Genomic DNA, 18514 nt, shown 5'->3' with positions numbered 1-18514 from the left:
CGGGGGAGCGAGGAGGAGGGGCGGGCGTCGGCGCGGGGCGTCACAGACGCGCCGCGAGGCGGCGCACCTTCTTGCGGGCCGACTTCGGCAGCCGCCGGACGACGGGGCCGCCGACGGTGCGCAGCGCCCGGCGCAGCGAGGCGCGGCGACGCCTGGAGGTCATCTGGCGGACCATCATCGCGTCGACCTCCGCCAGGTCGGTGCGGTCGAGCTGGAGCCGCCCGCCGCCCGCCACCGGCACGTCGCACAGGGGGAGTTCGGCTCCCTTGGCGCCGTCCAGCCGTACCGCGAGCCGAGCCGTGCCGACGGGCAGGTCCGGCACCCGGGCGGGGACGGACAGGTGGGCGCGGCCCTGGTCGGGGCGCAGGGTGGCGGGGGCGGTCCGCTTGGTGCCGTCCGCCGACGTCAGCGTCAACTCCACCGGCCACGAGGCGGACTTGGACGTCGTGAACACCTCCATGCGCAGTTCGGAGCGGCCGGGCATGCGCCGCACGGGCCGGTCGGCCAGGTAGGTGGCCAGCTTCTTGGCGCGGCCCGCGACATCGAGGGTCAGGTTGCCGTGCGGGTCCGTGAAGTACGGGATGACCGGGCGGGCCGGCGAACCCAGCACCGCCGGCAGGCAGTCGGCGTCCACCGACGGGTCCCGGTCGGCGCCGAGCCGTGCCTTGCGGACGAGGCCGAGGCCGCGGACCGGCACCCAGATGTCCCAGAACCCCTTGGAGACCCGGCCGCGGCCCTTGACCGCCTCGCTGGTGACCTCACCCTTGCCGCGCAGGACGACCTCGTACGTGTCCTCGTCGCCGTCGGCCGCGTCGCCGTCCCGGGCGGTGAGCTTCTCCACCTCGGTCGCGTACGTGACGGGGCAGGGCCACTCCACGGCCGTCTCGCGGTTGCGGATGGACAGCTCGCCCTTGAAGCCGTCCAGTTCGTCGGTGATGTCGAGGAGTTCGCCCTCGGGCAGGAACGGCTCGGTGATGGCCGGGTGCAGGAAGTGGCGGCCGTCCCGGCGTACCAGGCGCAGCGGCTTCTTCTCCTCGCCCTGGACCAGCCGGACGGACAGCGACAGCTGGGCCTTCCCGTTGGACTGCCACTCGAACTTCTCCAGGTGGGCCGCGCCCTTGACGGACGAGGCGAACCGCGCGAGGGCGATCAGCCCGTCGCGGTCACCGGCGCGCAGGAGCGTCGAGCGCAGCCGGGTCAGCGCGCCGAGGCCGTTGTGCACCTCGTCGTTCATGTACTCGTCGGCGATCGGGCGGATGGCCTCGATCATCTCGTCGGCGAACTCGGGCGTGAACTTCAGGATGCCCGGCTCGCTCAGCCGGCCCAGCATCTCCACCCGGTAGAACCGGCGGAGGATGCGGTCCCGGAACTCGCCGGGCTCGGTGTTGTCCACGACGACCTTGAGGACCTCGCGGAGGTTGCCGTAGTAGCCGGACGGCACGATCTTCGCGGAGCCCGCGTTCTGGCCGTCGTCACGCCGCGAGTAGTAGTAGCAGGTGTAGGTCCCCAGGATCGAGACGACCTTGGCGGGGAAGTACGCCTCCATCATGTAGAGCTGGTCCTCGAGGCGCCGCTTGCCCTCGGGGTAGGCGATGTTGTTCTCGCGCAGGAACTCGGTCCGGAACATCTTGTGCGGCGTGAGGCTGTCGTACAGCGGGGCGTTGCTCAGGTCGCACTTCTCGCGGTTGACCTTGAAGACGCCGTGCGGCACCCCGCGGAAATTGGAGGCGACCTTGCCGATCACGATGTCGGAGCCGTTGCGGTGGCCCATCTCGTACAGCCGTCGCAGCGCGTCGGAGGCGAGGTGGTCGTCCTGGTCGACGAACTGGACGTACTCTCCCTTCGCCTCGGCCACGCCGATGTTTCTCGGTTTCCCGGGCCAGCCGGAGTTGGGGATGTGAATCACCCGGAAGTGGGGGTGCTCGACCGCCAGCTTGTCGAGCCGGTCGGGAGTGTCGTCCGTGGAGCCGTCGTCGACGAAGAGAACCTCGAAGTCCTCGGCGGGCAGCGTCTGCGCCAGCAAAGACTTGATGCACGGGTCGATGTACTTGCCCGGGTTGTACACCGGAATGACGACGCTCACTTTTACTGGCATTACTGATGGGCCCATCTCGTTGTGGTTGCCGAGGACTGAAGCGGGGGTGTCACCGCCGTCGGTGTGCTATCGGCGTGTCATGACCGCCAGCCTATCGCCGTGGTGGCCCCGATGTTTCCCGACTGTTGTTACACCTGACAGACGGTCGTCACCGGCCGCGGGTTGTGCTCCGGGGTGTGGGTTTGACGGGGATCACGTGCCCGGGGGCTGTGGGGGCGGTGACGGCGCGATTCACGAGGACATGGGGGTGCCGGCCCCGGCCGCGGTCCGGTCCGGCCGCGGTCCGGTCCGGCCGCGGTCCGATCCGGACCGGACCGGACCGGACCGATGATCCGGACCGATCGGCCTCGGTCGGATCCGTACCGGACCGGTCCGATCCGGGCCCGGATCGGTCCAGGCCCGGCCCCGCCCGGCCGGCGCCGTCCCAGCCGGTGAAAACCGCGGTCCCCCGGGAGCCGCGCTCGCGTAGGCTGACCTGCCCGGAGGGGCCCGCACCGGGCCCGAGGGTGTCCGGAGGGCGCCCGGTCCCGCGACTTTCCGCGACCGGGGGCCCGTACGGCCAGGACAGCGAGAGCAGGCGGAGCACGTGGCAGCGGCACGGCAGGAGGCGGTGACCCGGCAGGAGGCCGTGGCAGGGGCCCGGAGGATCGTCGTGAAGGTCGGTTCGTCCTCGCTCACGACCGCCTCCGGGGGGCTCGACGCGGACCGTGTGGACGCCCTCGTCGACGTCCTCGCCGCCGTCCGGGGCGGGGGCCCGGGCAGCGGCCGGGAGGACGGCGACGGAGGCCGCGAGATCGTGCTGGTGTCGAGCGGCGCCATCGCCGCCGGCCTCGCCCCGCTCGGCCTGGACCGCCGCCCCCGCGACCTGGCCCGTCAGCAGGCCGCCGCCAGCGTCGGCCAGGGACTCCTGGTCGCGCGCTACACGGCCTCCTTCGCCCGCTACGGAGTCCGCGTCGGACAGGTGCTGCTGACCTCGGACGACACCAGCCGGCGCGCCCACTACCGCAACGCCTACCGCACCCTCGACCAACTCCTCGGCATGGGCGCCCTCCCCGTCGTCAACGAGAACGACACCGTCGCCACCGACGAGATCCGGTTCGGCGACAACGACCGGTTGGCCGCCCTCGTCGCCCATCTCGTCCGCGCCGACCTGCTCGTCCTGCTCTCGGACGTCGACGGGCTCTACGACGGCGACCCCAGCAGGCCCGGCTCCTCCCGGATCGCCGAGGTGCGCGGCCCCGACGACCTGGCGGGCGTCGCCATCGGCAGCGCCGGGCGGGCGGGTGTCGGCACCGGCGGCATGGTCACCAAGGTCGAGGCGGCCGGGATCGCCGCGGCGGCCGGCGTACCGGTGGTCCTGACCTCGGCGAGCCGGGCCGCCGACGGGCTCGCGGGCCGCGACACCGGAACGTACTTCCACAGCACCGGACGACGCTCGACGGGCCGGTTGCTCTGGCTGGCCCACGCCTCCACCCCGCAGGGCGCGCTGACCTTGGACGACGGCGCTGTCCGGGCCGTCGTCCAGCGCCGGACCTCGCTGCTGCCCGCCGGGATCGCCGCCGTGGAGGGCGACTTCAGCGCGGGCGACCCGGTCGAACTGCGGGACACCACCGGCCGCGCCGTCGCACGCGGGCTGGTCAACTTCGACGCCAGGGAGATGCCCCGGCTGCTCGGCCGCTCCACCCGGGAGCTGGCGCGGGAACTCGGCCCCGCGTACGAGCGTGAGGTCGTACACAGGGACGATCTGGTCCTCCTGCACCCCTGACGCGCCCCTGAAACGGCTGAAACTCCAGCCTTTGTAAGGGGAGCTTTACCAAAAGCGCCCCATCGTCTGCCCGGGACTGGTCAACTTTGTCTCAAGGGGTACGACGGGGAAGCACGACGACGCATCAAACAGGAGGCCGCCGGTGAGACGAGCGCGCCCGGGGGCGGTGCCCCGAGGGACAGGGGGAAGCGACCGCATTCGGAGGACTGGGCGGGAGGAACGGGCCCTGACCAGCGTCGAGACGGGGGAAGACGGCGACGGCGAGCGACAGCGGGAGGCAGTGCCCGATCCGCACGGACCGTACGATCCGCACGGACCGCAGGGCATACAGAGGGCGCGAGCACCGCAGGGCGCGCAGGGGACAACGGTGTCGGCCCGGGAGACGACGGCGGTACGGGACGTGACGGCGGTGCGGGGCACCGGGACGGTCGCGGACGCGCGCGCGGCGGGAGACTCCAGGGCGGTGGCGGACACCCGCGCCACCGAGCGTCCGGTGTCGAAGCTGTGGCACGTCACGCTCAGCGTCTCGGGCGCGGAGGCGCCGCTGGCCGAGGTCCGGCGCGGGCTGGAGCAACTGGCACACGACCACCCGTTCCTGCTGACCAGCCGGTACGCCAACGATCACGCCGAGATCCGCTACTGGGAGGAGGCCCGGGACCTGCACGACGCCGCCGCGGTGGCGCTCAGACTCTGGGGAGAGCACCGCTCGACCTCGAAGCTGCCGCCGTGGGCGATCGTGGGGCTGGAGGTCATCGACCGCGAGACGTACCACCAACGGGTGGCGGAGGGGTACGGGCCACCGCCGGCGGCGTCGGTGGGGGTCCATCCGTACTGACGACGGGCCAGGGCCCGGCGGCCAGGGGCGCCGAGTCCGCCGGCCAGGGGCGCCGAGGCCACCGGTCGTGGCCCCTGCGCCGGCGGGCGCCGCGCCGGGGCCATCGGTCCGGGCGCCGCGCCGCGTCGGGACGGCCCGCGGACGCGGTGTCTCGGAGTGCGGAATACGTGCGGAATGCCCGCGGGACGCGCACTACCCTGCGGGCATGACCTCGCTCTCGCCGTACGACAACCTCTCCCCGGTCGCCAGGACCGCCTACCGGGCCCGCGCCGCCGCCGCCGACATCGCTCCGCTGCCGCGCGCGGCCAAGGACGACGCCCTGCTGGCGATCGCCGACGCCCTGGAGGTCCGTACGCACGAGGTCGTCACGGCCAACGCCGAGGACGTCGAACGGGCGCGTGCGGACGGCACGAGCGAGGCGGTCGTCGACCGGCTGACGCTCACACCGGAGCGCATGCGGGCCATCGCCGCCGACGTACGGGACGTGGCGGCGCTCCCCGACCCGGTCGGGGAGGTCGTGCGCGGCTCGACACTCCCCAACGGCATCGACCTGCGCCAGGTGCGGGTGCCGCTCGGCGTCGTCGGGATCATCTACGAGGCGCGCCCCAACGTCACCGTGGACGCCGCCGCGCTCTGCCTGAAGTCGGGCAACGCCGTGCTGCTGCGGGGCTCCTCCTCGGCGACCGCCTCCAACACCGCGCTCGCGCGGGTGCTGCGCGACGCCGTGGGCGGGGCCGGGCTGCCCGCCGACGCCGTCCAGCTGGTGCCCGGCGAGGGCCGGGACTCCGTGCGGGAACTGATGCGGGCGCGCGGTCTGGTCGACGTCCTCATCCCGCGCGGCGGCGCCTCCCTGATCCGTACCGTCGTCGAGGGGTCCACCGTTCCCGTCATCGAGACCGGCACCGGCAACTGCCATGTGTACGTGGACGCGGAGACCGACCTCGACATGGCCGTCGACATCCTGATCAACTCCAAGGCGCAGCGGCCCAGCGTCTGCAACGCGGCCGAGACGCTGCTCGTCCACCAGGACGTCGCGGCGGCCTTCCTGCCGCGCGCGCTGGACGCGCTCGCGGACGCGGGAGTCACGGTGCACGCGGACGAGCGGGTGGCGGCGTACGCGGTGGGCTCGAAGGCGACGGTCGTACCGGCCACCGCCGAGGACTGGGAGACCGAGTACCTCTCGTACGACATCGCGGCGGCGGTGGTGGACTCGCTGGACGCGGCCGTCGCGCACATCCGGCTCTGGTCGTCCGGGCACACGGAGGCGATCGTCACCACCTCGCAGGCGGCGGCCCGCCGGTTCACCCAGTTGGTGGATTCCACCACGGTGGCCGTGAACGCGTCGACGCGCTTCACGGACGGCGGTCAGTTCGGCTTCGGGGCCGAGATCGGCATCTCCACGCAGAAGCTGCACGCGCGCGGGCCGATGGGGCTGCCGGAGCTGACCTCGACGAAGTACATCGTGACGGGCGACGGCCACACCCGGTAGGCGGCGCGGCCGCGCCGTTTTCCGGAGACTTCGGACTCGGCCTGCCCAAAAACCCGTCCCAGGTTTACTCTGAGGGGGTGCCGGACGACGTGGGGGGCAAGCCGTTTCCCGACGGCTGGGAGCCCGACGACGACCGCGGTGGCGCGGACCAGGACTTCGCCTCCGTGGTGTTCGACGAGGACTTCGTCAAGGCGGCCACCGTCCATGAACCCTCCGCCGTGGAGCGCCTGCTGGCCGCCGCCCAGGCGCGTGCCGAGGCCGAGGCGGCCCGGGCGCGGGCCGGCGGGGGAGCCGCCGAGGACGACAACGACCGCGACGCGTACGAGGAGCTGTACGGCCGGGACGGCGCCTACGGTCCGGAGTATCCGTACGAGCTGGACAACGACCCGGACGACGCGGGCGCGGGCCCGTACGGACGGCACGGCGGCACGCTCCGCCCGTACCGCGGCAGCGCCCGCTGGCACCGCCCCGTCGCCTGGGTGCTCGCCGTGGTGATGGGCATCGGCATGGTCGCGATCGCCTTCACGGCCGTCTACCGGGGTGCGACGGGCAGCCGGGACGACCGGGTGCCCCAGCCCGCGCGGACCGGGATCGACAAGCCGGGGCAGACGGTGCCGTCGGGATCCGCCGCGGCGTCGGCCCCGGAGGCCTCGATGGTGCCGCGGAGCCCGTGAGACCCGGAGGGCTCACAAGGGCCTCCGAAGCCGACCGGCGGCCCAACGTTTACGTTCGCCCCCGCCGACCTACTCTGAGGGTATGGCAGGGCGTGGAGACCCACCCGAAGGGGAACCCGAGGGGCTCCCCGGCGGCGATGACGAATACCGGTCCGTCGTCTTCGACGAATCGTTCATCCGCGCTGCCCGGCTCAAGGAGTACTCCGCGAAGGAGCGCATGGGCGACCACGCCCACGCCGTCCGCAGGGTGCCGCCCCCGCCGCCTCCGCACCGCCGCGGCCGGCCCGCCCGGGTGTTCAGGAACGGTCCCCGGCAGTTCCTGATGCTCGTCCTGGTGATCGTGCTCGCCTTCGGTACGGCGGTCTACCTGGGCGTGCGCTCTCCCTACCGGCCGCCCGTCGTCGGTGGCGCGGCCCAGGCGCGGATGTCGGTGATCCCCCTGGCGCCCCAGGGGCCGGTGCCCGGCGGAGCCCCGGAGGACCTCTTCGCGCACAGCCCGGCGGCCCAGTTCCGGGTCGGGGCGGCCGGGATCACGCTGCCCGCCGCCCATGGCGCGGGGGACTTCTCGGAGAGCCAGGTGACGGCCGCGCTGACGACCGTCAAGGACTACCTCGTGGCGTCCTCGCTGGATCCGGACGTCCTCGCGGGCCGCACCGTCCGCCCGGTGCGGGTGCTGCTCGATCCGGGCCAGCAGACGCAGTTCGACAGCAGCTTCGCCGCCCCGGCCGACGACGGCCGCCACGCGCCGGTCGGCTGGCTCGTCCGCTTCGACCCGGGGAAGGTGGCCCAGGCCGACAGCCAGGTGCGGGTGCACGGGACGCTGCGCTACGAGGAGACCGCTCCAGGCACGCTGGAGGTGACCGCGGACCACCTCTTCGTCTACGCCCTGCGCCCGGCCGGGGCGCACGGGCTGCCCGTACGGGACGCCTCGCTGTTCACCGTACGGCGGGAGCTGCGGTTCCGGATCGACATGGCGGACCTGCCCAAGCACAGCCTGGAACTGCTCAGCAGCGAGACGCGGGCGGGGCCGCAGGACTGCTCGGCCGAGCCGCCGGGCACGCTGCGGCCCCTGCTGGAGGGGCAGCGGGCGAAACCGGACGACCCGGCCGGGACCGACCCGTACACGACCGGTCCGTCCGGCACCGGCCTGTGCGGGACGCTCTCCCGCGCGGCGGAGCCGACCCCCACGGCGCCGGCGCGGTAGGCCCCGGCGGCGGGGGCCGGAGCGGTGCGTGCGGACCCGGGCGGTGACCGCCCGGGCGGGCGTGGCGCGGTCCCGTCGCCGGGTGGGCGTTCAGCGGTCGGACGGCCGGTCCGGTGGCCGGTCCCGTGGGCCCGGCCGGTCCGGTGGCCGGTTCGCCGGTCAGGCCGGTGGCGTGTCCTGTCCGTCGTCCGTGGCGCGGCCGGTGCCGTTCCCGCCGGACTTACCGCCACCGCCACCGCCCGTGAACCGGTCGCGGAGCTTGCCGCCCAGGTCGCCCGCCCCGCCCGCGATGTCCCCGACGAGCTTCATCAGCGGATCCTTGCTCGTGCGGACCGTGTCCGCGTAGTGGGACGCGGATTCGCGGAAGGAGTCCGTGACCGAGGTGTCCTTGTCCTCGTCGCGGCGCGGGTAATGACCGTCCATGAGCCGCTGGTAGTCACGGCTCTCGGCCCACTTCTTCAGCTCGGCGGCCCGGACCGTCGTGAAGGGATGCGAGCGCGGCAGCACGTTGAGGATCTTGAGGACGGAGTCGCGCAGATCGCCGCCCGACTCGTACTCCTCCGCCTGCTCCAGGAACGCGTCCACGTTCATCTCGTGCAGGTGATTGCCACCGGCGATCTTCATCAGGCCGCGCATCGACGCCTGCGGGTCCTGCCCGACCAGCAGCCCCGCCCGGTCGGCCGACAGCTCCGACTTGCGGAACCACTCGCGCAGCGCGGTCACGATCGCCATGATCGCGACATTGCCCAGCGGGATCCAGGCGACCTTGACCGCGAGGCTGGTGAGGAAGAGCAGTATCGTCCGGTAGACCGAGTGACCCGAGAGGGCATGGCCCACCTCGTGGCCGACGACCGCCCGCATCTCCTCCTCGTCGAGCAGTTCCACCAGGCCCGTGCTGACCACGATGAGCGGCTCGTCCAGCCCGATGCACATGGCGTTGGGCCGCGGGTCCTGGGTCACGTACATGGCCGGGACCTTCTCCAGGTCCAGGATGTAACAGGCGTCCTGCAACATCGTGTGCAAGTGCGCGAACTGCGTCTCGCCGACCCGTACGGAGTCGGAGAGGTAGAGCAGCCGCAGGCTCCGCTCCGGCAGCAGCGCGCTCAGTGACTTGAAGACGGTGTCGAAGCCGCTCAGCCTGCGCAGTGCCACCAGCGCCGAGCGGTCCGCCGGGTGTTCGTACGCCCGTGAGGAGATGCCGGGGAAGCGCCGGCGCTGCCTGCTCGGCACGCGTCCCGAGGACGGCGGTTCCCCGGGCCCGCTGCCTCCGCCCGGTCCGTTCGCCCCGTTCGGCTCACCGCCGTTGTGCCGCGCCTGGCTGTCGTGACGGTCATCGGTCATGGAAGTCCCCTGTTCGTACGAGTCCGCTGCCCGCTCGTCCCCCTGCCGCGCCCAGCCTAGGCCCTGTCCGGCCGGTCTTCGTGGGCCCGCGACGCCTGGCACGCACGCTCGCCGCGTTGTCGGAGTCGCCCGAGTACATCCAGTACACGGGCGATCCTCCGCCTTGCGATCGCACGCACCAGACGCCGCGGGCTGATCCACGAAGACCGGCCGGACAGGGCCTGGGCCCTGGGTCTACCGTGGAGCGGGGCCCACGGCCGTGAATCAACAGGGAAAGAGCCCGGGCCCCCGGCCGGACGGTGATGGTCCCGGCCGGACGGTAAAGACCGAGGAGCACCACCGACATGCCGGAAACCGCCACACTGCTCGCCGCGGCCTCTGCTCAACAGGGACCGGGCGACACGATCCGGATCGTGCTGGTCGTCTCGCTGGTCGGAGCCGCCCTGCTCGCCTGGTTCCTGTTGCGCGGATACCGCGACAACGACCCCAACGACTGAGTCGGCGTAAGCGTGCCCGAGGGGCCCGCATACGATGTGGGCGCAGTCACCGCTCCGAACCGACGAAAAGGGCCCGCAGAATGAGCCTCTCCTCCGGCACCGCCGCCAGCCTGGTAATGCTCGCCGAGGGCGTTGAAGGCGGCAACCACGAAAGCCTCAACCCGCTTCTCACCGGCGGTGGCGCCCTGTTCGCCCTGCTCCTGCTGCTGTGGATCACGACGCGCTTCAACCGCGACCGCTGAGCGGCCGCCGGGCGGCGTCCGGAGCGGCCGCGGGGGAATCGAGACGGCTGGGGCAGGATCGAATCCCCGTGCCAGTAGGCTCTGCACGCATGGGAGACCAGCAGACGCCCACGGATCCCGCGTCCGGTCACGACGCGGCACCAGGCACGGGGCATGGCACGGGCCACGGCAAGCGCCGACTCGGCGTCATGGGCGGTACGTTCGACCCGATCCACCACGGGCACCTGGTGGCGGCCAGCGAGGTTGCCGCCCTGTTCCACCTGGACGAGGTGGTGTTCGTACCGACCGGGCAGCCGTGGCAGAAGAGCCACCGGACGGTCTCCCCGGCCGAGGACCGGTATCTGATGACGGTCATCGCGACGGCGTCCAACCCGCAGTTCTCGGTCAGCCGCAGCGACATCGACCGCGGTGGCCCGACCTATACGATCGACACGCTCCGGGATCTGCGGGCCCTCCACGGTGACGCGGATCTCTTCTTCATCACCGGAGCCGACGCGCTCTCCCAGATCCTGAGCTGGCGGGACCACGAGGAACTGTTCTCGCTCGCCCACTTCATCGGGGTCACCCGGCCGGGCCACGACCTGACGGACGACGGGCTGCCGAAGGGCGGCGTCTCGCTGGTCGAGGTACCGGCGCTGGCGATCTCGTCCACGGACTGCCGGCAGCGGGTCGCCGAGGGCGATCCGGTCTGGTACCTGGTGCCCGACGGTGTGGTCCGCTACATCGACAAGCGGCAGTTGTACCGGGGCGCGTGAGCCAGGGAGCATGAGCCACGGAGAGGGGCACACCGGGTGAACGACCAGCAGCAGCCGTACGATCCGTACGGCCCGTACGATCCTCAGCCGCGGATCGTCGGGTACGACGCGTACGGGCAGCCGGTGTACCAGCAGGCTCAGCAGTCTCAACAGATCCCTCAGCAACAGCAGCAGCCTTACGAGCAGCAGCACCAACAACAGCAACAGCAGCAGCAGTACGACGCCTACGGGCAGCCCCAGCAGCAGGCGTACGGCTACGACTACGGCCACGACCCGTACGCACAGCAGCAGGGCGGGCAGCCGGGCGGGCAGGGGTACGGGTCGTACGACGCGTACGGCTACGCCACGGACCAGCAGCAGTCGTACGGAACGTATGACCCCTCGGGCGTCCAGCAGCCCGCGCAGCAGTGGGACATCCCGCAGCAGAACCAGACGCGGACTCAGACGCAGCCTCACGAGGAGCGGCGACAACCGCTCGCGCCGGAGACGGCGACGGAACCGGAGGCCGGGCGCGCCTCCGCCGTCCCCGGGCAGCGCCGAGCGGAGGGGGACCCGGCCGAGCGCCAGGGCACTGACCCGCGAAACGCCCCCGGCACCGGCACGCGTACCGGGGATCCCGCGGGCACCGACTCCGCCCATGGCGCCGGAAACGCCGGGACCGCCGGAGACGTCGGGACCGCCGGAGACGTCGGGACCGCCGGAGACGCCGCCGACAAGGACTACCGCACCGAGCAGTTCTCGTTCATCGAGGAGCCGAACGAGGAGTCCGAAGACGTCATCGACTGGCTCAAGTTCACCGAGAGCCGGTCCGAGCGCCGCGAGGAGGCCAAGCGGCGCGGCCGGAGCCGGGTGGTGGCGCTGACCGTCGTACTGGCGCTGACGCTGGGCGGCGGGATCGGCTACCTCTGGTACGCGGGCATGTTGCCCGGCACCTCGGGCGGGGACCGGACGGCGAGTGCCGCCTCCGGTCCGGAGAAGCGCGACGTGATCGTGGTGCACCTGCACAACACCGAGGGCAAGGGCACCTCCACGGCGCTGCTGGTCAACAACGCCACCACCGGACAGGGCACGACCCTGTTGCTGCCGAACTCCCTGTCGGTCGCGGACGAGGAGGGGGCCCCCACGACGCTCGCCCAGTCCGTCGAAAACGACGGCTCGGACGGCACCCGGGAGTCGATCGGTTCCCTGCTCGGGACAGAGATCACCGGAACCTGGCGGCTCGACACCCCGTACCTGGAGAACCTCGTCGAGATGGTCGGCTCGATCGAGGTGACCACCGACACCGAGGTCCCCGCCGCGAAGAAGGGCGAGGACCCGCTGGTCGAGAAGGGCGAGAACGAGACGCTCAACGGGCGGATGGCCGTGGCCTACGCCACGTACCGGGCCGGTGAGGAGCCCGAGACCAAGCAGCTCCAGCGCTTCGGACAGGTCATCCAGGGTGTCCTGCGCAAGATGTCGGACGACCCGGAGGCGGCGACGGTCACCATCGAGACGCTGGCGATGATCCTGGACCCGTCGCTCCCGGAGAAGGACCTGGGCGCCTCGCTCGCCAACCTCGCCGAGCACGCGAAGGTGGGCGACTACCGGACGTCCGTCCTGCCGGTCCAGCCGACCGGCACGCTCAGTGACAAGACCGCGGAGACCGTCGTCAAGGACGTCCTGGGCGGCTCGGTCAAGGCCCCGGAACCGGGCGCGGCCGTACGGGTCGGCGTGCGGAACGCGAGCGGCGCCCAGGACGCGGCGGAGTCCGCACGGATCTCCCTGGTCAACGCGGGCTACGCGTTCGTGGACGCGGGCACGGACGACGCGGCCCCGACATCGCGGGTCAGCTACGGCGACGCGGCGAAGAAGTCCCAGGCGGAAGAGGTCGCGAAGACGCTGGGGCTGCCGACGAGCGCGGTGCGCCAGGACAAGGCGGTACCGAACGCGGACGTCTCGGTGGTCCTGGGACAGGACTACGAGGTCGATTAGCGCCGGCTGTCCGGTGCGGCCGGTCCGGTCGGGCCGTCGCCGAGGTTCGCGGGGGAGGCGGAGACTCGAAGGTGCGTTTCAATGGCCGCGCGTGTTGTCGGTGGTCCGTGAGACCCTGGGGTTTGCCACGACCGCCGACGAAAGCCTGCCTGTGACCGCCACCGACCGTTCCATCGAGCTCGTCAACGCCGCCGCCCAGGCGGCCGCCGACCGGCTCGCGCACGACATCATCGCGTACGACGTCAGCGACGTGCTGTCGATCACCGATGCCTTCCTGCTCGCCTCCGCGCCCAACGACCGCCAGGTCAGGTCGATCGTCGACGAGATCGAGGAGCGGCTCCAGAAGGAGCTCGGCGCCAAGCCGGTGCGCCGGGAGGGCGACCGGGACGCGCGCTGGATCCTTCTCGACTACGTCGACATCGTCGTGCACGTCCAGCACACCGAGGAGCGGGTCTTCTACGCCCTGGAGCGGCTGTGGAAGGACTGCCCCGAGCTGGACCTGCCCGAGGACGCAGTCAAGACCCGCGGCGCGTCCGACGCCGCCGCCGTGCCCGCCGCCGACCCGGACGGTGAGCTGAGCTGAACGGGAGCAAAGGGGGCAGGGGCCGCCGGATCATCCTGTGGCGCCACGGCCAGACGGCATGGAATCTGGAGCGCCGCTTCCAGGGCACCACGGACATCGAGCTCACCGACACCGGGCTCGGCCAGGCCCGCAGGTCGGCCCGGCTGCTGGCCTCCCTGAAGCCGGCCGCGATCATCTCCTCCGACCTTCGGCGGGCCGCCGCCACGGCCGGTGAGCTGGCCACGATCACCGGCCACGACATCACGTACGACGCGGCCCTCCGGGAGACCTACGCGGGCGCCTGGCAGGGGCTGACCCATGAGGAGATCATCGCCCGGTTCGGCGAGCAGTACGCGGCCTGGAAGCGCGGCGAGCCGGTGCGGCGCGGGGGCGGCGAGCTGGAGACCGAGGTCGCCGACCGGGCCGCGCCCGTGGTGCTGCGCCACGCCGAGAAGCTGCCGGACGAGGGCACGCTCGTGGTGGTCAGCCACGGCGGCACGATCCGTACGACCATCGGGCGGCTGCTGGGGCTGGAGGCGCACCACTGGGAAGGCCTCGGCGGGCTCTCCAACTGCTGCTGGTCGGTCCTCGGCGAGGGCGCGCGCGGCTGGCGGCTCACGGAGCACAACGCGGGCACGCTTCCCGAGCCGGTCCTCGGCGACGACGACTGAGCCCAGGCCCCCGGCGCCCCTGCCGAGCGGATTTCACTTTCCGGCAGGTCGCAGGCTAAAGTTCTTCTTGTTCGCAGCGCGGAGCGCGAAGAACACGCGGGGCTATAGCTCAGTTGGTAGAGCGCCTGCATGGCATGCAGGAGGTCAGGAGTTCAATTCTCCTTAGCTCCACAATCGCGACACCGGATCCCGTCCCCGACAGGGGGCGGGATTCTTGCTGTCCGGGAACCGGGGCGGAGACGGGACAGGGAGACACCGGGAACACGAACACCGGGACGCGTGGACGCGGAGCCACCGGAGATACGGGTCCCTGAGGGGACGAGTCCCAACGCCCGTGCACCGCAAGCGTGTTCGGGCCGCCGTGCCCGAACGGGCCGGAGCGGACGGGGCCACGGGCGGCCGACCGGCGCCGATCTCCCGTACCGGCCCTTGCCAGGTGCGTCCTTTCAGGCTGACCGGCCTGCTCCGGCGTGGCAGAATCGGACGGCCGGACGGGGCGAGGGACCGGACAGAGAGGGAGTGCGTATTGTCCGCCAGCAGCATCGACGAACCCGATGACCTGCTTGTCCCCCCGGCGGTGCGTGGGTGCCCCGACCGCCCCTCGCGCCACTCGGGTCACGTGGCTCCCCCACTCGGCGACAACGGCGGGACTGCCCACGCGCGCACGGCCCGCGGCCACAGGCGGAGTTGACCATGGGGGCACACAGGCGAAAATGCGACTGGTGCGGCAGCGGCACGCCCATCGTCCGGGACATGGACCCGCCCAACCCCAAATACCAGTACTGGTGCGAGGAGTGCGCACAGGCGCTGATCATAAAGGGCGACCCGATCGAGACCTACCGGGAGTTGGAGGGCGAGCCGATCTACGGGCGGCTCCTCGACGAGCACTGCACCCTCAAGCGGTTCTACACGTTCGCCACGGCCTGAGTCCCGTACGCGCGCCTGAGACTCGTGCGCGCGACGTACAGCAGGAGCGCCAGAGCCGTCAGCGGGTAGAGGGCGGCGAGCGCCGGCCGGACGATGTCGCCGACGGCTTCGCCGCCCGGGACCCCGCCGAGGCCGCCGGTGCCGGGCACCGGCCACCACAGGGCGTACGAGCAGAAGACAAGCCCGGCCGCGACCGCCCACGGCGTGCCGGCGCGCACGGCCAGGAACAGCACAACCGGTACGCACCACACCCAGTGGTGGGACCAGGAGACCGGGGAGATCAGCAGCGCGGTCGCGGCGCAGCAGACGAGGGCCCCGGCGCGGTCCTCGCGCCGGGCGGCCGCCACCGCCGTGGCCAGGCCCGCCGCCGCCACCACGGCGGCCATGACGGGCCAGACCCAGGCCCGGCCCTCGGTCCAGGACCCGGCGCCGTGCGCGACGTCCGGCAGTCGGGCCAGCACGCCGCGCAGCGACTGGTTGGCGACGTCCTCCGCGCGGCCCGCCCGGTCCGCCTCGAAGAGGACGCCCGTCCAGAACCGCAGCGAGTCGTGGGGGAGGATCGCGGCGCCCACGCCGCCGGCCACGGCGAAGACGGCCGTCGCGGTGGCGGCCAGGCGCAGCCACGGGCCGCCGGGGCCGGGGGCGCGGCGGCCGCCGCCCGTCCGCAGGGCCGCCCCGGCCCGTACGAGGCCCGTCAGCAGCGCCACGGCGGCGAACAGGGCGGGCGTGAGCTTGACCGCCGCCGCGAGGCCGGTGCCGGCCCCGGCCCAGCGGTGCCCCGCCCGCCGCGAGAGGTCCCACACCACCGCGACCGCCAGCAGCAGATTGATCTGCCCGTAGCGCAGCGTCGTCCAGACCGGCTCGCACCAGACGGCGAGCGCGGCCGACCACAGCGTGATCGTCCAGGCCCGGCCCCGCGGGGCGTGCGGTACGACGACGCGCAGGCAGAGCCGTACGAACACCACCAGGAGCAGCAGGTTCGCGGCCGTGGCGAGCGCGCGGAGCACCGGGACGCCGGGGAGGGTGAGCACGGTGAACAGCAGGGCCGCGAAGGGCGGGTACGTCGCGGGCAGATGGGCGTGGGTCACGCGCATCGCGTAGAGGTCGCCGCCGTCGAGCACCGTCCGGCCCTCGGCCCGGTAGACCATCAGGTCGATCATCGAGACCCCGGCGGCCCGCTGGGCCGCCCAGAACGCGGCGAAGGACGCCAGACAGGCCGTCACGGCGGCGAGAACGCGTCTCCTGGACACATGCTCCGTACGCCCCGCGTGTCCCGCGCGCTCCAACGGTGCGCCTGTGGGCGGGGTGTCGGTTCGGGCGTCGGCCGGGGTGTCGGGCCGTGAGTCCCCGGCCGATGTGCTTCTGGATACGGAAACGGTCACATCGGCGACCATATCGGTCGAAATGGGTGCAGAGCGGATTCGATTGGTGAGGGACCCGAAAGAACGTGTAATCTTGTCGACGTCGCCGAGGGGATTCCCGAAGAGGCGTCCCATAAGGGGCTATAGCTCAGTTGGTAGAGCGCCTGCATGGCATGCAGGAGGTCAGGAGTTCAATTCTCCTTAGCTCCACAAGCGGCACGACAGTGCGATGAAGAAGCGGACCGTCCGATCGGGATGGTCCGCTTTTTCGTATCGCATCTCCGTAAGGTGCGGCTTTTCTGCTTCCATGGTGTGCTGTTTGCCTTTTGATGGCAGGGCGCGAACGGACCGGCGGGCTCCCGCAGGAGCCCGCCGGTCCGTTCTGTTTTCAGTTGTCGGCCGCCGCGGCGGGTCAGCCCCGGCCCGAGCCCAGCGCCTTGCGGCCGCCGCCCGGGGGCAGCTCCGCCCGTGCGGGCTTCTTCTCCGGTGTCCGCGGCGGGCCGGACTGCTCCAGCCGGAGCGCCAGCTCGGGGCAGCGGCGCACCGCGCGCTGGGCGCGCGCCTGGAGGTGCTGCGGTACCGACGCGTTGGAGAACATCGGGAACCCGTCCGCGGCGGTCCTGATCAGCTCCGGGAGTACGTCCGTGCACAGCAGATGGCCCTCGCACAGGGTCCAGTCGATCACCAGCTTCTCGCCGCTCGGGATCGACTCCTCCGCCGCCTCCTCCTGCTCGGGGCCCGGCAGCGGGAGCACGCCGTACGTCTCGCGCCCGCACCCGCCGTGCAGCACGTGCGCGGCGAGATCGTCCGTGAACGCCGACAGGGTCGAGGCGAAGAAGCGGGCCGAGCCGTCGGGGTGGTGGCACACGCCCCGGCCCTTGACGGCCTGGGTCACCGCGCGCAGCGCCTCCAGGGCGGCCTGTCCGCCGCCGTTGATGACGTCCGAGAGGCCGCCGGCCGCCGCGGGCAGCCCCCGGTAGCAGGGCCCGCACTGGCCCGCCGTCTCGGCCGCCAGCCAGTTGGCCACGTGCAGCGCCTCACCCAGCGGACAGCTCTCCGGGCCGATCGGCAGGATGGCGCCGGCGCCCAGTGCGCCGCCGTAGGCCGAGAAGGACTCCTTGGAGATCACGGCCTCGTGGGCGGCCACCGAGTCCATCCAGTTGCCGTGGTAGCCACCGGTCAGCACGCCCTGCGGCACCGGCGGCGCGCCCGCCATCTGGAGCACGTAGGGCAGCGGCACTCCCGTGGGCGCCTCGATCACCATGGGGCGGGCGACCGCGCCGGAGATCGTGAGCATGACCGTGCCGGGTTCCGATTCGAGCCCGGTGTGGTTGTAGCGCCGGGCGCCGACCCGGGCGGCGACGGCGATCTGCGCGAACGTTTCGGCGTTCGACAGGAGCGTCGGGGCGCCGTCGACGCCCGACTCGGACGAGCGCCCGCTGCGGCCCGGCGGCAGTGCGGGACCGCCGTTGACGGCGCGGATCACGGACCCCGCCGCGCCGGAGACCATGCGCTCGGGAGTCCGTACCACCCGGGCTCTCAACTGCTGGCCGCGCCGGTCGGACAGGCCCCTCTCGGCCAGTGCCGCGCGGATGGAGACCTCGGTGGAGTTACGGGTGACGACCACCACCAGCGTGCGGGCGCCCAGGGCCTCGGCGGCGAGCAGCGCGCCGTCCAGGATCAGGTGCGGAGCCCGGTTGAGCATGACGGTGTCCTTGCGGCAGGGCGGCTCCCCCTCACTGCCGTTGACCACGACGACCGGCCGCACCCCCCGCCGGATCGCGGCCTTGGCCACGGAACGCAGCTTCTTGTGGAAGGGGAACCCGGCGCCGCCGCGGCCGGTCAGGGATATGTGCTCGGCGAGCTGTGCCAGCCGTTCACCGGTCATCGCCTCCAGGGGGCCGTGCACCTTGAGGTGCATGGGCAGGTCGAGACGCTCGACCAGGTCGAACCCCTGGGTCAGCTGGGGTAGGCCGACGACGCGGACCTCGGGGACATCGGGGAGCGGGGCGTTCACGGTCGGTCTCCTGCGGATGCGTTCCAGGGCTCCCCGCCCCGCGGCTGGTAGAGGGGACCGAGCGGGGGCTCGGCTCCGACGGACGGGGCGGGGGAGGCGGGCGGGGCC

At 72.4% G+C, this 18514-nt stretch carries 16 protein-coding genes and 2 tRNA genes; 14 read left to right on the top strand and 4 right to left on the bottom strand.

Annotation, left to right across the window (positions count from 1 at the left end; genetic code table 11):
- Window positions 1-40: 40 nt before the first annotated feature.
- Entirely contained in the window at window positions 41-2083 is a 2043-nt protein-coding gene (locus tag IG02_RS0117085; RefSeq protein WP_234314786.1) for a glycosyltransferase family 2 protein, read from the bottom strand.
- Window positions 2084-2723: 640 nt separating this feature from the next.
- On the opposite strand from IG02_RS0117085, the gene proB reads away from it, so the two are divergent.
- The 5 genes from proB (at window position 2724) to IG02_RS0117055 (ending at window position 8062) form a co-directional block, all read left to right on the top strand.
- Window positions 2724-3860 carry a glutamate 5-kinase gene (gene proB / locus IG02_RS0117075; RefSeq protein ID WP_037803323.1) on the top strand — a complete coding sequence of 379 codons (1137 nt, stop codon included), beginning with the start codon at window positions 2724-2726 and terminating at the stop codon, window positions 3858-3860.
- A gap of 142 nt (window positions 3861-4002) precedes the next feature.
- Complete coding sequence (locus IG02_RS42865) at window positions 4003-4695, top strand: hypothetical protein (protein WP_420707758.1); 693 nt, start codon at window positions 4003-4005, stop codon at window positions 4693-4695.
- Window positions 4696-4900: 205 nt separating this feature from the next.
- Window positions 4901-6184 carry a glutamate-5-semialdehyde dehydrogenase gene (locus tag IG02_RS0117065; RefSeq protein WP_030748071.1) on the top strand — a complete coding sequence of 428 codons (1284 nt, stop codon included), beginning with the start codon at window positions 4901-4903 and terminating at the stop codon, window positions 6182-6184.
- A 77-nt stretch (window positions 6185-6261) separates the two neighbouring features.
- Complete coding sequence (locus IG02_RS0117060) at window positions 6262-6858, top strand: hypothetical protein (protein ID WP_030748062.1); 597 nt, start codon at window positions 6262-6264, stop codon at window positions 6856-6858.
- An 82-nt stretch (window positions 6859-6940) separates the two neighbouring features.
- Window positions 6941-8062, top strand: coding sequence for a hypothetical protein (locus IG02_RS0117055; RefSeq protein ID WP_030748059.1), 1122 nt, complete (start codon window positions 6941-6943; stop codon window positions 8060-8062).
- A gap of 159 nt (window positions 8063-8221) precedes the next feature.
- Here IG02_RS0117055 and IG02_RS0117050 read toward each other — a convergent pair whose 3' ends face one another.
- Complete coding sequence (locus IG02_RS0117050) at window positions 8222-9403, bottom strand: M48 family metallopeptidase (protein ID WP_234314785.1); 1182 nt, start codon at window positions 9401-9403, stop codon at window positions 8222-8224.
- A gap of 344 nt (window positions 9404-9747) precedes the next feature.
- On the opposite strand from IG02_RS0117050, the gene IG02_RS42170 reads away from it, so the two are divergent.
- The 8 genes from IG02_RS42170 to IG02_RS0117010 all read left to right on the top strand — a co-directional run bounded on the left by IG02_RS42170 (window position 9748) and on the right by IG02_RS0117010 (window position 15028).
- Complete coding sequence (locus tag IG02_RS42170; protein WP_037803232.1) at window positions 9748-9900, top strand: hypothetical protein; 153 nt, start codon at window positions 9748-9750, stop codon at window positions 9898-9900.
- Between the two features lie 80 nt (window positions 9901-9980).
- On the top strand, window positions 9981-10142 hold the full coding sequence (locus IG02_RS42165; protein ID WP_037803230.1) for a hypothetical protein: 162 nt from the start codon (window positions 9981-9983) through the stop codon (window positions 10140-10142).
- Window positions 10143-10231: 89 nt separating this feature from the next.
- A complete protein-coding gene (gene nadD / locus IG02_RS0117035; RefSeq protein WP_030748054.1) occupies window positions 10232-10897 on the top strand; it encodes a nicotinate-nucleotide adenylyltransferase in 666 nt (221 codons plus the stop codon).
- A gap of 36 nt (window positions 10898-10933) precedes the next feature.
- Window positions 10934-12868: an LCP family protein gene (locus IG02_RS0117030; protein WP_030748051.1), complete on the top strand. Its 1935-nt coding sequence runs from the start codon at window positions 10934-10936 to the stop codon at window positions 12866-12868.
- 151 nt (window positions 12869-13019) lie between these two features.
- Window positions 13020-13451, top strand: coding sequence for a ribosome silencing factor (rsfS, locus tag IG02_RS0117025; protein WP_030748048.1), 432 nt, complete (start codon window positions 13020-13022; stop codon window positions 13449-13451).
- Window positions 13448-14101, top strand: coding sequence for a histidine phosphatase family protein (locus IG02_RS0117020; RefSeq protein ID WP_030748045.1), 654 nt, complete (start codon window positions 13448-13450; stop codon window positions 14099-14101). Before rsfS ends, IG02_RS0117020 begins: the two co-directional genes overlap by 4 nt.
- A 98-nt stretch (window positions 14102-14199) precedes the next feature.
- Window positions 14200-14272 (top strand) — tRNA-Ala (locus IG02_RS0117015).
- A 522-nt stretch (window positions 14273-14794) separates the two neighbouring features.
- On the top strand, window positions 14795-15028 hold the full coding sequence (locus tag IG02_RS0117010; RefSeq protein ID WP_030748042.1) for a hypothetical protein: 234 nt from the start codon (window positions 14795-14797) through the stop codon (window positions 15026-15028).
- Here IG02_RS0117010 and IG02_RS0117005 read toward each other — a convergent pair.
- Window positions 15007-16278 (bottom strand): glycosyltransferase 87 family protein, encoded by a 1272-nt coding sequence (locus IG02_RS0117005; protein ID WP_037803227.1) that lies wholly within the window; start codon window positions 16276-16278, stop codon window positions 15007-15009. The genes IG02_RS0117010 and IG02_RS0117005 overlap by 22 nt on opposite strands.
- Window positions 16279-16526: 248 nt before the next feature.
- Between IG02_RS0117005 and IG02_RS0117000 the strand changes: the two genes are divergently transcribed.
- Window positions 16527-16599, top strand: a tRNA-Ala gene (locus tag IG02_RS0117000).
- 202 nt (window positions 16600-16801) lie between these two features.
- Here the strand turns inward: IG02_RS0117000 and IG02_RS0116995 are convergent.
- The gene (locus IG02_RS0116995) at window positions 16802-18406 is read right to left on the bottom strand and encodes an NADH-ubiquinone oxidoreductase-F iron-sulfur binding region domain-containing protein (protein WP_030748036.1); all 1605 of its coding nucleotides are present in this window, start codon (window positions 18404-18406) and stop codon (window positions 16802-16804) included.
- Window positions 18407-18514 lie beyond the last annotated feature (108 nt).

Source organism: Streptomyces sp. NRRL F-5135 (assembly GCF_000719775.1).
Taxonomy (GTDB): domain Bacteria; phylum Actinomycetota; class Actinomycetes; order Streptomycetales; family Streptomycetaceae; genus Streptomyces; species Streptomyces hebeiensis.
Note: the sequence above shows the minus strand (reverse complement) of the source record. Positions and strands in the feature narration are given on the sequence as shown.